The following is a 16,843-nucleotide window of genomic DNA, read 5'->3' as shown; positions in this document are numbered from 1 at the left end:
CGTGCCGGTGATCGGCGGCCCGCGCAACAGGAAACATGATGAGCAAGCGGATCTATTCGAGGATCGCGGGCACCGGTAGCTATTTGCCGGAAAAAGTCCTGACCAATGCCGACCTGGAAAAAATGGTCGAAACCTCGGATGAGTGGATCCAGTCGCGCACCGGAATTCGTGAACGGCACATCGCGGCCGAAGGCGAAACCACCAGCGACCTCGGCTACCAGGCCGCGTTGCGCGCACTTGAAGCGGCCGGTATCGACGCTTCGCAGCTCGACATGATCGTGGTCGGCACGACCACGCCTGACCTCATTTTCCCCTCCACCGCGTGCCTGATCCAGGCCAAGCTCGGTGTTGCAGGGTGCCCTGCCTTTGACGTCAATGCGGCCTGTTCTGGCTTTGTGTTCGCGTTGGGCGTGGCCGACAAGTTCATCCGTTCCGGCGACTGCAAGCACGTGCTGGTGATCGGCACCGAAACGTTGACCCGCATGGTCGACTGGAACGACCGCACCACCTGCGTGCTGTTCGGTGATGGCGCCGGTGCCGTCGTGCTCAAGGCCGACGAAGAGACCGGCATCCTCAGCACCCACCTGCATGCCGATGGCAGCAAGAAGGAGCTGCTGTGGAACCCGGTGGGTGTCTCGACCGGCTTCAAGGACGGCGCCAACGGTGGTGGCACGATCAACATGAAGGGCAACGACGTGTTCAAGTACGCCGTCAAGGCGCTGGACTCGGTCGTGGACGAAACCCTGGCCGCCAACGGCCTGGACAAGTCCGACCTGGATTGGCTGATTCCGCACCAGGCCAACCTGCGCATCATCGAAGCCACGGCCAAGCGCCTGGAGATGTCGATGGACCAGGTGGTGGTCACCGTCGACAAGCACGGCAACACCTCCTCCGGCTCGGTGCCGCTGGCGCTGGATGCGGCGGTGCGTTCGGGCAAGGTCGAGCGTGGCCAGCTGTTGCTGCTGGAAGCCTTCGGTGGCGGCTTCACGTGGGGTTCGGCCCTGCTGCGCTATTGATAGTGCAAGTTACGACAACGTGAAGCTTGTCGTTACGGCCCCTCTGGGGCCGTAACGCGTTGAGAGGAGTACCTGTCCATGGTTGAGCCCATCGTCATTGAAGGGCAGCGCGCCTGGCTGAAGCAGTACGGCAAGGGAAGCCGCGCACTGGCCCTGGGCCTGCTCAATTTCGTTGCCCGTCGTTTCCATCTGGACGCCTTGCGCCCGCCACCGCACCGCGGCGGTGATGCCGCACGCGAAACCGAAGCCCGTCGCCTGGCAGAACTGCACGCGCAGGGCGTGAACGTGCCTGACGTGCTGGGCACCGGCCATGCGGCGCTGGTGATCGGCGACAACGGAAGTTCGTTCAATACCTGCCTGCGCGAGGCCGATGAGGCCGGTCGCGACCGGCTGGTGATGGCGGCGATGCAGGCCATCGCCGAGGCGCATGCGCGCGGGGCCTATTTCGGCCAGCCGCTGCCACGCAACCTCACCTGGGATGGCCAGAAGGTGGGCTTCATCGACTTCGAGGAAGACCCGCTGGAAGTGATGGATCTGGCCGAGGCGCAGGCCCGCGACTGGCTGATGTTCGGCTATGGCGTGGCCAAGTACTACGCCGACCGCCCCGAGCAGCTGCAGGCGATGATGGCCGAGGCGATGGGCGACGCCCAGGCGCCGGTGCGCGAGCATGTGCATGCGGTCAGTGGCCGCCTGCACGGCCTGGCCCGGGTGTGCATGAAGCTGGGCCGTTCCGCGCGCGCGCTGGCCCATTCGATCTTCATCGCCCATGGCGCCAGTACCGCCGGCGTGCTGATGCTGGTGGGCCTGTGCGTGGATTTCCTCGCCGACGGCGACCTGGACGTCCTGCAGCTGTTCTGCTGAGTGATGCGTCCGCCGGGCCATGTCCGGCGGACTGTTGGCCGGTAGCTCCATACGCCTGCATACGCGCACGTACAGACGACACAGCGGATTCGCCCTTATCATGGCCCGCTTCGATTGCAACAAGCGGATGACCGCGTGACCGTATCCACCCTCGCTTTTGTCTTCCCCGGCCAGGGCTCGCAGTCTGTGGGCATGGTGGCCGAGCTGGCTGAACTGCACCCGCAGGTGCGTGAAGCCTTCACCGAGGCATCCGATGGTGCCGGCGTCGACCTGTGGGCGCTGTCCCAGGGTGGCCCGGAGGAAATGCTCAACCGTACCGAATACACCCAGCCGGCCCTGCTGGCCGCAAGCATCGGCGTGTGGCGCGCCTGGAACGCCGTGGGCGGTCCGCGCCCGTCGGTGCTGGCCGGCCATAGCCTGGGCGAATACACCGCGCTGGTCGCTGCCGGCGCACTGAGCCTGCATGACGGTGCGCACCTGGTGCGCCTGCGCGGCCAGCTGATGCAGGAAGCCGCGCCGGCCGGTGTCGGCGCCATGGCCGCCGTGCTGGGCGCCGAAGACCAGCTGGTGCTGGATGTCTGCGCCGAAGCCGCAGGCAGCCAGGTGGTGGTGCCGGCCAACTTCAATTCGCCGGGCCAGATCGTGATCGGCGGCGACGCTGATGCAGTCGACCGCGCGCTGGCACTGCTGGCCGAGAAGGGCGTGCGCAAGGCAGTCAAGCTGGCGGTCAGCGTGCCCTCGCACACCCCGCTGATGCGCGAAGCCGCCAACCGCCTGGCCGAAGTGATGGCCGGCCTGTCCTGGCAGGCACCGCAGCTGCCGGTGGTGCAGAACGTCGATGCCAAGGTGCATGACGGCGTCGACGCCATCCGCACCGCGCTGGTGCAGCAGCTGTACCAGCCGGTGCAGTGGACCGGCTGCGTGCAGGCGCTGGCCGCGCGCGGCATCACCCAGATCGCCGAGTGCGGCCCGGGCAAGGTGCTGACCGGCCTGGTCAAGCGCATCGACAAGGCCATCGACGGCCGTTCACTGGCCACTCCGGGCGACTTCGAAGCCGCCCGCGAGGCATGGTCGGCCTGACCCCCCTGTTCCTGCCGACCGTGCCGGTGGCCGCTGCAAGCGGCACGGGCGCGGCGGCCGTCCCAGCCTGAGGAAAACATCATGAGCAAGCCCCTGCAGGGTGAAATCGCACTGGTCACCGGCGCCAGCCGTGGCATTGGTGCCGCCATTGCCGATCTGCTGGCCGCCCAGGGCGCCACCGTCATCGGCACCGCCACCACCGAATCCGGCGCTGCGGCGATCGGCGAGCGCCTGGCTGCCCACGGTGGCCACGGCCGCGCGCTGAACGTGACCGACGCGGCGGCGCTGGACAGCGTGCTGGACGGCATCGCCAAGGAGTTCGGCCCGATCTCGATCCTGGTCAACAACGCCGGCATCACCCGCGACAACCTGCTGATGCGCATGAAGGACGAGGACTGGGCGTCGATCATCGACACCAACCTGACCAGCGTGTTCCGCACCAGCAAGGCGGTTATGCGCGGCATGATGAAGGCGCGCAAGGGCCGCATCATCAACATCGCATCGGTGGTGGGCGTGACCGGCAATGCTGGCCAGGCCAACTACGCGGCCGCCAAGGCCGGCATCATCGGCTTCAGCAAGTCGCTGGCCAAGGAAATCGGTTCGCGCGGTGTCACCGTCAATGTGGTCGCTCCCGGCTTCATCGACACCGACATGACCAAGGCGTTGCCGGAAGAAGCGCGTACCGCGCTGATCAACGACATCGCCCTCGAACGCCTGGGTTCGCCGGAAGACATCGCCCATGCGGTGGCCTTCCTGGCCGGCCCGGCTGCCGGTTACATCACCGGCGAAACCCTCCATGTGAACGGTGGCATGTACATGCCGTAAGCAAGGGGCGCAGGGATTGCGCCGCAAGTGGTTGATCTGCCGGGTTTTTTGCTGCGATGCAAGGCCGCGCCGGTTTCCACTACACTATCCCACGGCCATCGCCTTTGATGGCGACCACTTTTGAACCACAACTCCATCTGGAGCGAGATCCCATGAGCACCATCGAAGAACGCGTCAAGAAAATCGTCGTCGAACAGCTTGGCGTCAAGGAAGAAGAAGTCACCAACAGCGCATCGTTCGTCGATGACCTGGGCGCTGACTCGCTGGACACCGTCGAGCTGGTGATGGCCCTGGAAGAAGAATTCGAGTGCGAGATCCCGGACGAAGAAGCCGAGAAGATCAGCACCGTGCAGGCCGCCATCGACTACGTCAAGGCCCACGTCAAGGCCTGATGTCAGACGGCAGTGCGCGCGCGGGTTGATCCTCGCCGCGCACCGCACCCCATGGGGCCGCTGTTGCGGCCCCGTGTGTTTGGGCATCACATCGAAGCAAACCGAGTTACCCGTAGAAATCATCCGGGTCAGGAGAAACAGCAATGAAGCGTCGCGTCGTCGTAACCGGCCTGGGTATCGTCTCGCCGTTGGGCAATGATCTGGCCAGCAGCTGGGAGGGCATCACCCACGGTCGTTCGGGCATCGGTCCGCTGACCAACGTTGCTGATGCCTATCTGGACCGGTTCACCACCAAGATTGCAGGTGAGGTCAAGGGATTCGACATCACCGCCGACAATGAACTGTTCGGCAAGTTCCGGGTCAGTGGCAAGGATGCCAAGAAGATGGACCCGTTCATCCATTACGGCCTCGGCGCCTCGTTCATGGCCCTGCATGACTCGGGGCTGGAGATCACCGAGGCCAATGCCGATCGCATGGGCGCCATCGTCGGCGCCGGCATCGGCGGCCTGCTCGGCATCGAAGAGCAGACCATCGAGTTCCACGAGGGCAAGAAGATCTCGCCCTTCTATGTGCCCAAGACCATCATCAACATGCTGCCGGGCCAGCTGAGCATCATCACCGGCCTGAAGGGCCCGTCGTTCTCGGCGGTGTCGGCCTGCGCGACCTCGAACCATTCGATCGGTACCGCGATGCGCATGATCCAGTACGGCGATGCCGACGTGATGGTGGTGGGCGGTGCCGAGCGTGGCTCCTCGCCGACCGCCGTGGGCGGCTTCTGTGCGATGAAGGCCATGAGCACCCGCAACGACGCCCCGGAACAGGCCTCGCGCCCGTGGGACAAGGACCGTGACGGCTTCGTGCTGGGCGACGGTGCCGGCATCCTGATCCTGGAGGAGTACGAGCACGCCAAGGCCCGTGGCGCGAAGATCTACTGCGAACTGGCCGGTTTCGGTGCCAGCTCCGACGCGTACCACATGACCGCACCGAGCGAGAATGGCGAAGGCGCCGCGCGCTGCATGGTGATGGCGATGAAGGACGCCGGCGTGACCCCGGAACAGGTGGGCTACCTGAACGCACACGGCACCTCCACGCCGCTGGGCGACCTGGGCGAGACCATGGCGATGAAGACCGCCTTCGGCGACCACGCCTACAAGATGATGGTCAGCTCTACCAAGTCGATGACCGGCCACCTGCTCGGCGCCGCCGGCGGCGTGGAAGCGATCTTCTCGGTGATGGCGCTGCAGGACAATGTGATCCCGCCGACCATCAACCTGCAGCAGCCGGGCGAAGGTTGCGACCTGGACTACGTGCCGAACGAAGCACGCCAGGCCAAGGTCGACGTGGTGATGTCCAATGGCTTCGGCTTCGGCGGCACCAACGGCACGCTGATCTTCAAGCGCATCTGACCGAGTTGTAGAGTCGAGCCATGCTCGACTGAACGTGCGTCACGCACGAGGAGGCCGCCGCAAGGCGGCTTCCGTGCATCTGAATCCCTGAACTGGCCGCCATGACCCACGCACCGCTGATCCACCCGCTGCCGCACCCGATCGACCTGCTGGCCCTGCAGCAGCATGACCCGGTGCGCTTCCCGCTGTTGATGGAGTCCACCGCCTCGGGTACCGCCCAGGGCCGCTGGAGCCTGCTGCTGGCCGCACAGGGCGATGTCCTGCGCTTGGATGCCGATGGCCAGGTGCGTGATCAGCACGACGCCGTGCAGCCCGGTACGTTCCTGCAGGTGCTGGACCGCGCCTGGCAGGCCGAACGCCTGCCGCACGACGGCAGCCACAGCCTGCCGTTCCGTGGCGGCTGGGCGCTGATGCTGGACTACGAAGTGGCCAGCCAGATCGAACCGGTGCTGCCGGCGCGCGCGCGCGACGACGGCCGCCCGACCGCGCTGGCGCTGCGCTGCCTGGCGGCGGTGCTGCACGACCACCACAACGATGCCAGCTTCGTCATCGCAGAAGCCGGGGAGCAGGCGCTGCTGGATGCACTGGTGGCACAGGCCTTGGCCACGCTGCCCGAAGCCGGGCTGGGCTGGCAGCCGCCGCAGTCGGTGGGCGAGGATGCACCGCAGCGCTTCACCGACGGCGTACGCCGGGTGATCGAGTACCTGCGTGCCGGCGACGTGTTCCAGGTGAACCTGTCACGGCGCTGGAGCGCCCGGTTCGCCGCGCCGGTCAGTCCGCAGGTGCTGTACGCGCAGCTGCGCCGCGCCAACCCGGCACCGTTCGCCGGCCTGTTCAGCGCGCATGGCCGCCACGTGGTCAGTTCCTCGCCGGAGCGGCTGGTGTCGGTGCACGCCGGTCACGCGCAGACCCGGCCGATCGCCGGTACCCGTCCGCGGTTTGAAGGCGATGACGATGCCGCACGCATCCAGGAGCTGGTCGGTCACCCGAAGGAGCGTGCCGAGCACGTGATGCTGATCGACCTGGAGCGCAACGACCTGGGCCGCATCTGCCTGCCCGGCACCGTGGTGGTCGATGAGCTGATGACCGTGGAGAGTTACGCCCACGTGCACCACATCGTCAGCAACGTCAGTGGCCATCTGCGCCCGGAGGTCACCCCCGGCGAGGTGATCGCCGCGACCTTCCCGGGCGGCACCATCACCGGCTGCCCGAAGGTGCGCTGCATGCAGATCATCAGCGAGCTGGAGCAGGTGCCGCGCGGCGCCTACACCGGGGCGTTCGGCTGGCTGAACCGCGATGGCGACCTGGACCTGAACATCCTGATCCGCACCGCCGAAGTGGAGGGCCACGAGGTCAGCTTCCGCACCGGCGCCGGCATCGTGGTCGATTCGGACCCGGACAAGGAACTGGACGAGACCCGGGCCAAGGCGCGTGGCCTGCTGCGCGCACTGGGCCAGCAGGGGTAGGCGCACTCCGGTAGTGCCGGCCGCTGGCCGGCAACCTCATGCACCCATGATCCGCGCGACTGCCGGCCAGCGGCCGGCACTACCGGTACCAGTGGGGGCCATTGTTCGGATGGGTGCCGACGGTGGGTCGGCACAGGCGCATGCCACCCCCGGTCATGACCCCAATCCACCGGCACGGTATCCTGCACGACGGAATCGAGTTCAGAGGTAGTCCATGGCGGGAGCCAAGCGCGGGTGTCTGTTCGTGGTAACGCTGGTGGTGGTGCTGGCCGCCGTCGTGGCCGGTGCGGGCGCGTGGTTCTTCTACCAGCAGACCCAGTTCGCCGACGCGCGGATCACCCCGACCGCCGAGAGCGTGGTCATCGCCAGCGGCGATGGCATGAACAGCGTGCTGCGCAAACTGCGCGAGGCCGGCGTGGATGAAGGCCAGGATGCGCAGTGGCAGCTGCTGGCGCGCCAGCTCGATGCCGCCGGCAAACTGAAGGTGGGCGAATACGCGCTCAGCACCGACCTGACCCCGCGCGAACTGCTGCTGCGCATGCGCGCCGGCAAGGTGCTGCAGCACCGCGTCACGATCGTCGAGGGCTGGAACATCCGCCAGCTGCGTGCGGCGCTGAAGCGCGCCGAGCCGCTGCTGCACACCACCGACACGCTTGATGACGCGGCCCTGATGCAGCGTCTCGGTTTCGGTGGCCAGCATCCGGAAGGCCGCTTCCTGCCGGAGACCTACGTCTACCAGCGTGGCGACAGCGATCTGGACGTACTCAAGCGTGCCCATGCCGCGATGGAAAAGGCGCTGGACGAGGCGTGGGAAAGCCGCGCGCCGGACCTGCCGATCAACACGCCGTACGAACTGCTGACGATGGCCTCGATCATCGAGAAGGAAACCGCGCTGGCCAGCGAGCGCCCGCAGATTGCCGGCGTGTTCATGCGCCGCCTGAAGATCGGCATGCGCCTGCAGACCGACCCGACCGTGATCTATGGCATCGGCACCGCGTACGACGGCAACATCCGCCGTCGCGACCTGACCACCGACACGCCCTACAACACCTATACCCGTGCCGGCCTGACCCCGACCCCGATCGCCATGCCCAGCCGGGATGCGCTGATGGCGGCCGCGCAGCCGCTGTCGGGCGACGCGCTGTACTTCGTCGCCGTCGGCGACGGCAGTGGCGCGCACGTGTTCTCGTCCAGCCTGGACCAGCACAACGCCGCAGTAGCCCGCTACCTGCAGCAGCTGCGCCGGCAACGTACCCAGGAGACCCCGGCGCAATGAGTCCCGCGCTGCTTCGCCACCCGCGTTTCGTCAGCCTGGAAGGCGGCGAGGGCGCGGGCAAGACCACCGCCATCAATGCCATCCGTGACTGCCTGCGCAGCCACGGTCATGAGGTGGTACTGACCCGCGAGCCGGGCGGTACGCCGCTGGCCGAGCGCATCCGCGGCCTGGTGCTGAAGCCCGATGCCGAGATCGCCGCCGAGCCGCTCAGCGCCGAGGCCGAGCTGCTGCTGGTGTTCGCTGCACGTGCGCAGCATGTGCGGCAGGTGATCCAGCCGGCGCTGCAGCGCGGCGCCTACGTGCTGAGCGATCGCTTCACCGATTCCAGCTACGCCTACCAGGGCGGTGGCCGTGGGCTTGATCCGCAGTGGATTGCCGATCTGGAACGTCGCGCGGTCGGCCTGCTGCCCGGCCTGACCCTGCTGCTGGACGTGGATGTGGCGGTAGGCCGCGCGCGCGCCAATGGCCGCGACCTGTGGCCGGACCGCATCGAGAGCGAACAGGATGATTTCTTCCAGCGTGTGCGCGCCGTGTTCCGCAGCCGTGCGCAGCAGGACCCTCAGCGTTTCGCGCTGATCGATGCCGGCCAGGTGCAGGAACGCGTCGCCGCTGATGTGGTCGCGCGCGTCGAGCGCTGGCTGCAGGACGGGGAGGGCGCATGAGCACGTTCTCGCCATGGCAGCAGCGCGCGTTCGAGCAGACCGTGGCCGCGCTCGATGCCGATCGCCTCGGCCACGGCCTGCTGATCTGTGGCCCGGCCGGTCTGGGCAAGCATGAGGTGACGCTGGCGCTGGCTGACCATGTGCTGGCACGTGGCGACGCTGCACATGCCACGCGCACGCGCCAGCTGATCGCCGCCGGCACGCATCCGGACCTGCAGCTGGTCAGCTTCATTCCGAACAAGAGCGGCGACAAGCTGCGTACCGAGATCGTCATCGAGCAGGTGCGCGAGATCACCAACAAGCTGGCGCTGACCCCGCAGTACGGCGTGGCCCAGGTGGTGATCGTCGACCCGGCCGATGCGATCAACCGCTCGGCGGCCAATGCGCTGCTGAAGACGCTGGAAGAGCCGCAGCCCGGGCGCTACCTGTGGCTGATCAGCAGCGACCCGGCACGCCTGCCGCAGACCGTGCGCAGCCGTTGCCAGCGACTGGAGTTCAAGCTGCCGCCGCGCGATGAAGCACTGGCGTGGCTGCAGCAGCAGGGCCACAGCGAAGCATCGGCGCGCGAAGCGCTGGACGCCGCGCGCGGCCATCCCGGCCAGGCCGACAACTGGCTGCGCGAAAATGGCCTGAGCCTGCGCCGCGAGGTAGGCCGCGAGCTGGAACAGCTGGCGGCCGGCAAGACCGGCGCGGTAGAGCTGGCGCAGAAGTGGTGCGGTGATGACAACGCGGCGCTGCGGCTGCGCTTCGCTGCCGACCTGGCGCTGGCCCAGGCCAGCACCGATGCCTTGACCACGCCGGAGCGATTGCACAAGCTTGCAGCCTGGTTCGATGCGGCCAACCGCACCCGCGACCTGCTGCGCACCACGGTGCGTGCAGACCTTGCGGTGGTCGAGTTGCTGCTGGCCTGGAACAAGGTGAACGAGCGGCCTGCCGCAAGGGGAAATCGATGAGTGCCAGCAACGCCCGCCAGGGCATCCTGTCCCTGGCCGTGAAGGACAAAGCCGCGCTGTACAGCGCGTACATGCCGTTCGTGAAGAACGGCGGCATCTTCGTGCCCACGCCCAAGCGCTATTTCCTGGGCGACGAGGTGTTCCTGCTGCTGACCCTGCCCGATTCCAGCGAGCGCCTGCCGGTGGCCGGCAAGGTGATCTGGGTGACCCCGGCCGGTGCGCAGGGCAACCGCACCGCCGGCATTGGCGTGCAGCTGGCCGATGGCGCCGAAGGCGAGGGCGTGCGCCACAAGATCGAGACGATGCTGGCCGGCCTGACCAGCTCGGACAAACCGACCCATACGATGTGAGGTGCCGCTGGGCGGTTCTGTAGAGCCGAGCCATGCTCGGCTGCGTGCCCCGGAAAACGCCCGTGAACACGAATGTGAAAAATGGTTGACGGCCTCTGAAAAGCCCCTATAATGAGCGGCTCAGCAACACACCGGGCGGTTAGCTCAGCGGTAGAGCATTGCCTTCACACGGCAAGGGTCACAGGTTCGATCCCTGTACCGCCCACCATGTTGCAGAACGAAAAAAGTCTCCAGCAATGGGGGCTTTTTTGTTGTCTGGGGTTCCGTGGCGCCCGCCGAAGCAGGCTCCGTCTCAGCCCGGATCCTCCAGCCGTTCGCGGGCCATCATCGCCACGCCATCCAACAGGTCGTAGCCGCTGCCGGCCTGCACCACCACCGCCAGCAGGCTGCGGCCCACCTCGGCATTGCCGCCGCTCAGTTCCATCTCGCCTTCGAAGCACACATCGCTCAACCATTCATGCGCCTGCTGCAGCCCGCGCTTGCGCGCGCGGCTGAACTCCGCAAGCAGCTTTGCCCGGCCCGCTTCGTGTTCGCCATCGGCAAGCAGGCCGATGGCGCCGCCGTGCGCCGCGCGCCACACCGAAGGCAACGGACGGCCGTTCTCGTCCACCACGTCTGCTGACAACTGCGCGCAATACACCTCATAGCGCTTGCCCGCCGTGCTGGCCGGCACGACGCCGGCTTCGGCCAGCAGGCGCTCGGCTTCATGCAGGTGATTGAACTTCAACCGCAGCAGGGCAGGGCGGCTCACCTGCTGGGCGAGCGCCTGCTGGTTGGCGGCAAACCAGACATTCCAGCCGACCGTTGCGCGGCCTTCCAGGGCGGCCTTGAAGTACTCCAGGTGTTCGGCGTCCATTGCGGTCTCCTGCGATTCCCTGCGCGATTGTAGCCACGTCGCGCCCAGGCGCTCAGGCGGTTCCACCTTCCAGGCAATGGTTGGCTTCGCGCACCAGTTGCCGTGCGGCCACGATCAACCCGTCGGTGTGGAAGGCGCCCAGCTGTTCATCCGGGCCGGCCTCGCTACGCGCGCGGTCGGCGGCCTGCAGCAGATCGAGCACTGCGGTGAGCCCTGCCATCGACCGGCGCAGCGACGCGTGATGGCTCGCGGCAAGGGTGAGGCTGCTGCACGGCTGCCCATCCTCGCCCTCGGCGTTGCTGATGGCGTTGAGGCAGGCGAAGAACGTGGGTGACTGCACGGGCAGGTTCTGTTCGTCCAGCGCGCACTCGATCTCGCGTGCGATGTCGTCGGGAACCTGGATGGCCATGTCGGCAATCAATGCGTACAGGCGTGGAAACGATGCGGCTCGTTTGGTCATGGCGAAACCCTCACTGGCGTAAGGCCACCTTCGGAGTGAAGGTGGCGGACGGTGCGGGTTGGCGTACCAAGGCAAACGAACTTCCATCGAGAAGAAGGCCTGGCGGATCTGTCGATCCCCACGCACCGGCCGCCATTGAAGGCAGTCGGTGCATTCTCTCTGCTGCGGCGTGAATCGCAGCGATGGAAGTTCATTCGTTTATTCGAGACGCCAATCCCGACCAAGGCGTGCTGCCTTGGCGAGGCGATCATCGATCCGCTTAAAGACGGAAGTCATTGAGGAAAGTTGCAACAACGCCAGCCATGACAGGATTCCAACCCCCCATGGGGCAATCCGCGCCTTGTCTGAACGAAGCAGTGCCGCTACACGGCCCAGGTAGATGGCAATCACGTCATCCGGCGCAGGTGCCCTCGAACGTGCCATCCATGAAAGCAGACGTTCCATCCATGCGCTGTGCCGCCGCTCACGACGGGCGTAGTCTCGGCTCACTGCCGTCCCACCTGGCCCTGGAGCCCCGCCATGCCGCTCGCCCGCATCGATCTTCGCAAAGGTAAATCCGCCGACTACCTGCAACGCGTGGGTGAAGCCATCTACCAGGCCATGCGCGCGGTGGGCGTGCCGGAAAACGATCGCTTCCAGATACTCCAGCAGCACGACGCCGGGACGCTGATCTACGATCCCGGTTACCTGGGCGTGGACCGGACCGACGACTTCATCTGCATCCAGATCACCTGGAACGAAGGGCGCACGCTGGAGCAGAAGAAGGCGCTGTATGCGGGCATCGCCGAGGGCCTGCACGCGGCGGTGGGCATCCGCCGCGAGGATGTTTTCATCAACCTGGTGGAAGTGAAGAAGGAGAACTGGTCGTTTGGTAATGGCGTGGCGCAGTACGTGAGTTGATGTGCAAAAAGCATCCACGCATGGCGTGGATCTACTGAGCCTGGGCGAGGACGCTGATGTAGATCCGCGCTTCGCGTGGATCTACACTTCGCTGGCTACCTGCTCGCCTTCGCTGGCCGCGGCACTGCTGGCGGCCTTCACCGCATCGGCACTGTTGGGTTGTTCGCATTCGATGCGGGTGACGTAGCCCTCGCTGCCGATGCTGTGCTCGGCGCGCTTGACCAGCCACTGGCCATCCACGCCCTCGCGGAACCCCTGCATCACCACGGTGGCTTCGGCCATCAGTGTCTCGCGGCCGGGCAGGGTGTAGCTGAGCGTCCGCGTCTGCCGTGCCTGTTCGCGATGCTTGGCGCGTGCCGCCGCCTCTGCGCTCTCCCGGTCGGCATAGGCCATGCGCAGGCGCATGATCGGTTCACCGCTCCCCACTTTCACTTCCTGGCGCTTGGCACTGCGCACGTCGCGGTAGTAGGCAATGGTGGTACCGGCATCTTCGCGTGCGGCAAGGGTTACCCGATAGTCGCTGCCGTCGGCCGGGGTGAGGGTGACATCGGGAATGCGCTCGCCGCTGGCGCTGGTGGATTCGCCCCGCTTCACGAACACCAGGCGCCCGCCTCCGGGCTTGGCGATGGCGTCGTGCTGTTTGGCCAGGCGCAGCAGCAGGTTCATGTCCGACTCCTGCGACTGCACCGTCAGCGGCAGCACGATGGACGCCAGCGATGCGCTCACCGCTGCGTTCAGCCCATGCTCGCCGGCCATGCGCCGCACCATGTCGCCGATCGTGGTGCCCTTCTTCCAGGTGCGTGTCTTCTGCGTCTGCAGGTCGCTCTTGCCCCCCTTGCTGGTTTCGAACGGTGCCGCCCGGGCGCGCAGCGTCATGCTGCCGGGAAAGCCGGAGATCTCCACCTCGTCGCAGATGTACAGGCCCACGCGCCGCACTTCGCCGTCATAGCCGATGAAGGCTTCCAGTTCCGCGCCCACCGGTGGCAGCTGGATCGGGTCGGACGGATCATGGTCGGCCAGCTGCAGTTCCAGCGTGTCGGACGTGTTGCCGGTCTCGTCGGTGATGCGCAGCGACTTGAAGCGCGCCATGATCTTGTCGGTGATGTCCTGGCTGTTGGCGACCACGCGGAAGGCCGGCGCGATGTTCAATCCCACAGGGCGACTCCCTTGCGCTCGCTGGCCGGGCGCTGCACCTCCGGCAGGGTGATCGCCACGCCGGCAGGCAGCACCGGGCCGCGCGCGGCCAGGCCCGGGTTGGCGTCGAGTACCGCGCGCAGGATGGCCGGTGACTGCTCGCCATAGTGCGCATACGCGATACGGTCTACGACGTCGCCGTCGCGGGTGTTATATGTTCGTGCCATCGCTGTGCTTCCGCAGTGAAAGGGTGAATTCCTGTTTCAGGATCGCGCTGTCGGCGGTGAACTCGCTGGCGGTGGCATCGATCTTCTCGATGACCCACAGGCCCAGGTTGCCGCCCTTGCCGGTCAGCAGTCGATGAGGCGTGCCCTGCGCGGCCAGCCTGCGCAGCTGTGCGAGCTCATTGCCGGCGCCGCGGAACTGGTAGTAGATGACGCCAGGCAGGGTCATGCTGGCCGAGCCCGGTCCGGTGTACTGCAGGGCCGCCATCTGGCCGACGCGGTCCTGCGCCTGCCAGCGATACTCGTTGGACTGCTGGATCTCCCGGAAGACCGCGGTGTTGAGGCTGAACTTGAAGCCGCCCAGCATCAGCAGGACCGGGGCGTTGCCGGAGTCGTTGGCTTTGAACTGCGACAGCAGCTTGTCCACTGCGCCGGTTACGAATTCGCGTTTCATGCTCAGTTCCTGTCTGCCAGGCCACCACGGGCGGTCACCGCGCTGCGACGCTGCAGCTCGTCGGCCGTGCGGCGCGCCACCGCTTCGCTGGATTCGCCTGGCTGCTGGTGGATGGTGATGTTGTTGGTCTGCTGCTGCTGCACCGTGGTGGCGCTGCGCGGTGTGGGCGAAGGCATCTCCGGTGCGGCACGCCCGGCCGGTGTACCAAAGGCATTCGGCATGCGTGGCTGCACGCTGGCGCTGTGCATGCTGGCGGGCGCGAGCATCACCGGCGGGAGCTGTATGCCGCCGTTTGCGCGTATCGCGCCGTAGGCATCGGCCGCGGTGTTCACACCGAACGCGATCTTGTCCTTGGCGGTGCCCAGCACGCCCCCGACCTTGTCCATGATGGTGCCCACCACCTTCATGAAGGGGGCCATCTTGGTCATCATCGTGTCGATCACGCTGCTGACCTTTGCTGCAACCCAGTCCCAGGCGCCGCCGAAGGTGACGACGATGAATCCGGCCACGGTGCCGATGACCTCACCGATCATCCTGAAGACCTCGGCGACGAAGCCAGCGACATGGATGACGGCGCGGAAGTTGAGCATGAGTGCTTCGCCCACCAGCTTGCCGATCTCGCCCACGCGGGAGAGTTCGTTTCCGGTGTACTGCGCCGGGGCCAGCATCCGCGACAGCCAGTCCCAGGCCTGCCCCAGCAGGGCACCCACGGCCTCCCACGCCGGACGCAGCGGCGCAACGGCATTCACCAGTTCTCCCATCGCGGAGGTGCCCGCACTGCTGAGACCTTCCCATACACCGCCGAGGAAGGCCTTGATCGGCTCCCAGTACTTGCGGACAAGCAGGGCACCGGCAGTGAGCGCGGCCACAGCTACCGCGATAGGTCCGCCACCAATGGCCCCCACTGCGGTGGCGACGACGCGGAACACCGAGGCGATACGCATGGCCATCGGGCCGAAGCGCCCCAGCTGGGCCAGCAGGTTGCCGGCACGGAACAGCTGGAAGACCTTCTGCACGCCCAGGATCGGACCCTTCACGAACGTCCAGGCGTAACGGGCACCGAGTACCGCGCTGCGCATGGCGAGCATGCCCACCACCACCTTGGTGGTATTGGCGATCAGCTTCGGATTCTCGGTCACGAAGGTGGTTACGCCGTTCAGCAGTTCGGTCAGTTTCACCGCGGCGTCGCCGACCGCGGGCAGCAACGCCGCACCAAAGGCCTTGGACAGGTTGTCCACGGCGATCTTCGCGCCCTGGATCTTCTCCGGGTCGGTCTGCATGGCATTGGCGTAAGCCGCATCGGTGGTTCCGGCAGAGCCATTGAGCGCCTTGTCGCGGATCCGGATGTACTGGTCCCAGTTCTGGATCATCGGGCCGACGAAGTTCTTCGCCTGTGCATCGCCGAACAGCTTGCCGATCTTCTGCTGATCGCCGGCCGTGGCCTGGATGATGGCCTGCATCGCAGCGTCGAACGGGTTGCCACCGCTGCTCTGCGCGTCGCTGATGACCTTGCGCAGGTCGAGGCCGAATCCCTTCTTGGCCTTGGCCTGGAGCTCCGGCGACATGATCGATGTCATGAAGCCCTTCATCTGGGTGGCTGCCTGGTCAGCGCCGCCCGCGGACCTGCGCGTGGCTTCCAGTGCCGCGCCCATGGTGGCCGCTGCGGCGTTGCCCTGCAGCTTCAGCGCCTGGAACGACGTTCCCAGCACCGGCATTACCTTGGCCATGTCCTTCAGCCCCAGCCCGCCCTGGCGGCTGCTGACGACCAGGACATCCAGCGCCGACTGCATGTTGGCAGGGTCGATGTCGAATGACTGCTGCAGGCCAACGGCGGCGCTGGAGACGTCGTCGATCCCGGTGCCGGTGACGGTGGCGGTGCGGCCGATGGCGCGCAGGCTGGTCTGCGCCGACTGTGCATCCATGCCGGCGTCGACCAGCAGCCGGATGGCGCGCTGCAGGTCATTCGCCTTCTGGTTGGTGTTGCCGGTCTCGGCCAGGATTGTCCTTCCCAGCGCCTTGACCTGGCCGTTGTCCAGGCCCGCTGCGCTGCCGATCTGCTGGTTCTGGCGGGCGAAGCTGGAGGCGTTCTCGACCGGCTTGGCCAGCTGGGTCACTGCGCTGCCGAGCAGGGTGCGTGACTCCTTGAAGGAGGTTCCCAGCTTCTTGCGGCTACGCAGATTGGCGGTGCTCGCCTTCTCGACGCGCTCCAGGCCGGTCTGCACCTTGCGCAGGCGATCGCCCTCGCTGGAGAGCCTGGCATACTCCTGGCGCAGCCCGGCAACGTTCTGCTTGAGCTTCACCAGCGAGGGGTTCGCCTTGCTCATGGAGCGCTGCTTGCGCTCCAGCCTGTCCAGTTCGCTGCCGATCTTCTTCAGTCCATCCTCGGTGGAGGACAGTGCGGACTTCAGCGAGCCCGAGATCGAGCCACCGATCGTGATCGTTGTCGTTTGAACGTTACTCGCCATGTACCGGCAATCCTTGTATCCACCAGATGAACTTCGACACCCGCAGCGTCATGATTTCGCGCA

At 66.4% G+C, this 16,843-nt stretch carries 19 protein-coding genes and 1 tRNA gene; 13 read left to right on the top strand and 7 right to left on the bottom strand.

The annotated features are described in order from the left end of the window. Nucleotides 1-38: 38 nt before the first annotated feature. From N7590_RS03515 to N7590_RS03460, 12 genes are all read left to right on the top strand, one after another. A complete protein-coding gene (locus N7590_RS03515) occupies nt 39-1,016 on the top strand; it encodes a beta-ketoacyl-ACP synthase III (protein WP_004154642.1) in 978 nt (325 codons plus the stop codon). A 78-nt stretch (nt 1,017-1,094) separates the two neighbouring features. Continuing rightward, complete coding sequence (locus N7590_RS03510; protein ID WP_053508659.1) at nt 1,095-1,877, top strand: serine/threonine protein phosphatase; 783 nt, start codon at nt 1,095-1,097, stop codon at nt 1,875-1,877. A gap of 135 nt (nt 1,878-2,012) precedes the next feature. Next, a complete protein-coding gene (fabD, locus tag N7590_RS03505) occupies nt 2,013-2,957 on the top strand; it encodes an ACP S-malonyltransferase (RefSeq protein WP_008268782.1) in 945 nt (314 codons plus the stop codon). A gap of 81 nt (nt 2,958-3,038) precedes the next feature. After that, on the top strand, nt 3,039-3,782 hold the full coding sequence (gene fabG, locus N7590_RS03500) for a 3-oxoacyl-ACP reductase FabG (protein WP_004146899.1): 744 nt from the start codon (nt 3,039-3,041) through the stop codon (nt 3,780-3,782). A gap of 152 nt (nt 3,783-3,934) precedes the next feature. Next, nucleotides 3,935-4,174: an acyl carrier protein gene (gene acpP, locus N7590_RS03495; RefSeq protein ID WP_005408313.1), complete on the top strand. Its 240-nt coding sequence runs from the start codon at nt 3,935-3,937 to the stop codon at nt 4,172-4,174. A gap of 143 nt (nt 4,175-4,317) precedes the next feature. Then, nucleotides 4,318-5,580 (top strand): beta-ketoacyl-ACP synthase II, encoded by a 1,263-nt coding sequence (fabF, locus tag N7590_RS03490; protein ID WP_049457622.1) that lies wholly within the window; start codon nt 4,318-4,320, stop codon nt 5,578-5,580. A 101-nt stretch (nt 5,581-5,681) separates the two neighbouring features. Continuing rightward, nucleotides 5,682-7,046, top strand: a complete 1,365-nt coding sequence (locus tag N7590_RS03485) for an aminodeoxychorismate synthase component I (protein ID WP_164240572.1) — start codon at nt 5,682-5,684, stop codon at nt 7,044-7,046. 214 nt (nt 7,047-7,260) lie between these two features. After that, the gene (mltG, locus tag N7590_RS03480; RefSeq protein WP_164240570.1) at nt 7,261-8,322 is read left to right on the top strand and encodes an endolytic transglycosylase MltG; all 1,062 of its coding nucleotides are present in this window, start codon (nt 7,261-7,263) and stop codon (nt 8,320-8,322) included. Further along, nucleotides 8,319-8,984 carry a dTMP kinase gene (gene tmk / locus N7590_RS03475; protein WP_053448942.1) on the top strand — a complete coding sequence of 222 codons (666 nt, stop codon included), beginning with the start codon at nt 8,319-8,321 and terminating at the stop codon, nt 8,982-8,984. The genes mltG and tmk overlap by 4 nt, the downstream gene beginning before the upstream one ends. Beyond that, nucleotides 8,981-9,937, top strand: coding sequence for a DNA polymerase III subunit delta' (locus tag N7590_RS03470; RefSeq protein WP_279935157.1), 957 nt, complete (start codon nt 8,981-8,983; stop codon nt 9,935-9,937). Before tmk ends, N7590_RS03470 begins: the two co-directional genes overlap by 4 nt. Continuing rightward, nucleotides 9,934-10,287, top strand: a complete 354-nt coding sequence (locus tag N7590_RS03465) for a PilZ domain-containing protein (RefSeq protein ID WP_004154652.1) — start codon at nt 9,934-9,936, stop codon at nt 10,285-10,287. Before N7590_RS03470 ends, N7590_RS03465 begins: the two co-directional genes overlap by 4 nt. Before the next feature lie 133 nt (nt 10,288-10,420). Next, nucleotides 10,421-10,495 (top strand) — tRNA-Val (locus tag N7590_RS03460). 84 nt (nt 10,496-10,579) lie between these two features. On the opposite strand, the gene N7590_RS03455 is transcribed toward N7590_RS03460, so the two are convergent. From N7590_RS03455 to N7590_RS03445, 3 genes are all read right to left on the bottom strand, one after another. Further along, nucleotides 10,580-11,143, bottom strand: a complete 564-nt coding sequence (locus N7590_RS03455) for a hypothetical protein (protein WP_164240548.1) — start codon at nt 11,141-11,143, stop codon at nt 10,580-10,582. Between the two features lie 52 nt (nt 11,144-11,195). After that, nucleotides 11,196-11,603, bottom strand: coding sequence for a hypothetical protein (locus N7590_RS03450; RefSeq protein WP_164240546.1), 408 nt, complete (start codon nt 11,601-11,603; stop codon nt 11,196-11,198). A 198-nt stretch (nt 11,604-11,801) separates the two neighbouring features. Further along, a complete protein-coding gene (locus N7590_RS03445) occupies nt 11,802-12,092 on the bottom strand; it encodes a hypothetical protein (protein WP_164240545.1) in 291 nt (96 codons plus the stop codon). Between the two features lie 30 nt (nt 12,093-12,122). On the opposite strand from N7590_RS03445, the gene N7590_RS03440 reads away from it, so the two are divergent. Further along, complete coding sequence (locus N7590_RS03440; RefSeq protein WP_053508647.1) at nt 12,123-12,503, top strand: tautomerase family protein; 381 nt, start codon at nt 12,123-12,125, stop codon at nt 12,501-12,503. Between the two features lie 81 nt (nt 12,504-12,584). Here the strand turns inward: N7590_RS03440 and N7590_RS03435 are convergent, their stop codons facing one another. From N7590_RS03435 to N7590_RS03420, 4 genes are read right to left on the bottom strand one after another with little or no spacing between them, the layout of a single operon-like run. After that, nucleotides 12,585-13,658: a contractile injection system protein, VgrG/Pvc8 family gene (locus N7590_RS03435; protein WP_164240542.1), complete on the bottom strand. Its 1,074-nt coding sequence runs from the start codon at nt 13,656-13,658 to the stop codon at nt 12,585-12,587. Beyond that, nucleotides 13,649-13,864: a tail protein X gene (locus tag N7590_RS03430; RefSeq protein WP_053508642.1), complete on the bottom strand. Its 216-nt coding sequence runs from the start codon at nt 13,862-13,864 to the stop codon at nt 13,649-13,651. The genes N7590_RS03435 and N7590_RS03430 overlap by 10 nt, the downstream gene beginning before the upstream one ends. Beyond that, complete coding sequence (locus tag N7590_RS03425; RefSeq protein WP_053508640.1) at nt 13,848-14,315, bottom strand: phage tail protein; 468 nt, start codon at nt 14,313-14,315, stop codon at nt 13,848-13,850. The genes N7590_RS03430 and N7590_RS03425 overlap by 17 nt, the downstream gene beginning before the upstream one ends. A gap of 2 nt (nt 14,316-14,317) precedes the next feature. Further along, the gene (locus tag N7590_RS03420; RefSeq protein WP_279935155.1) at nt 14,318-16,780 is read right to left on the bottom strand and encodes a phage tail tape measure protein; all 2,463 of its coding nucleotides are present in this window, start codon (nt 16,778-16,780) and stop codon (nt 14,318-14,320) included. Nucleotides 16,781-16,843 lie beyond the last annotated feature (63 nt).

The sequence above is a fragment of the Stenotrophomonas sp. GD04024 genome (assembly GCF_029837545.1).
Taxonomy (GTDB): Bacteria; Pseudomonadota; Gammaproteobacteria; order Xanthomonadales; family Xanthomonadaceae; genus Stenotrophomonas; species Stenotrophomonas forensis.
This window is presented reverse-complemented; position numbering and strand designations above follow the sequence as displayed.

Coding starts and splice junctions, on each gene's coding strand:
- N7590_RS03515 (WP_004154642.1), top strand. CDS start 39: ATGAGCAAGCGGATCTATTCGAGGATCGCGGGCACCGGTAGCTATTTG.
- N7590_RS03440 (WP_053508647.1), top strand. CDS start 12,123: ATGCCGCTCGCCCGCATCGATCTTCGCAAAGGTAAATCCGCCGACTAC.
- N7590_RS03430 (WP_053508642.1), bottom strand. CDS start 13,864: ATGGCACGAACATATAACACCCGCGACGGCGACGTCGTAGACCGTATC.
- fabG (WP_004146899.1), top strand. CDS start 3,039: ATGAGCAAGCCCCTGCAGGGTGAAATCGCACTGGTCACCGGCGCCAGC.
- N7590_RS03450 (WP_164240546.1), bottom strand. CDS start 11,603: ATGACCAAACGAGCCGCATCGTTTCCACGCCTGTACGCATTGATTGCC.
- N7590_RS03455 (WP_164240548.1), bottom strand. CDS start 11,143: ATGGACGCCGAACACCTGGAGTACTTCAAGGCCGCCCTGGAAGGCCGC.
- N7590_RS03425 (WP_053508640.1), bottom strand. CDS start 14,315: ATGAAACGCGAATTCGTAACCGGCGCAGTGGACAAGCTGCTGTCGCAG.
- N7590_RS03470 (WP_279935157.1), top strand. CDS start 8,981: ATGAGCACGTTCTCGCCATGGCAGCAGCGCGCGTTCGAGCAGACCGTG.
- N7590_RS03485 (WP_164240572.1), top strand. CDS start 5,682: ATGACCCACGCACCGCTGATCCACCCGCTGCCGCACCCGATCGACCTG.
- mltG (WP_164240570.1), top strand. CDS start 7,261: ATGGCGGGAGCCAAGCGCGGGTGTCTGTTCGTGGTAACGCTGGTGGTG.
- tmk (WP_053448942.1), top strand. CDS start 8,319: ATGAGTCCCGCGCTGCTTCGCCACCCGCGTTTCGTCAGCCTGGAAGGC.
- N7590_RS03510 (WP_053508659.1), top strand. CDS start 1,095: ATGGTTGAGCCCATCGTCATTGAAGGGCAGCGCGCCTGGCTGAAGCAG.
- N7590_RS03465 (WP_004154652.1), top strand. CDS start 9,934: ATGAGTGCCAGCAACGCCCGCCAGGGCATCCTGTCCCTGGCCGTGAAG.
- fabF (WP_049457622.1), top strand. CDS start 4,318: ATGAAGCGTCGCGTCGTCGTAACCGGCCTGGGTATCGTCTCGCCGTTG.
- acpP (WP_005408313.1), top strand. CDS start 3,935: ATGAGCACCATCGAAGAACGCGTCAAGAAAATCGTCGTCGAACAGCTT.
- N7590_RS03420 (WP_279935155.1), bottom strand. CDS start 16,780: ATGGCGAGTAACGTTCAAACGACAACGATCACGATCGGTGGCTCGATC.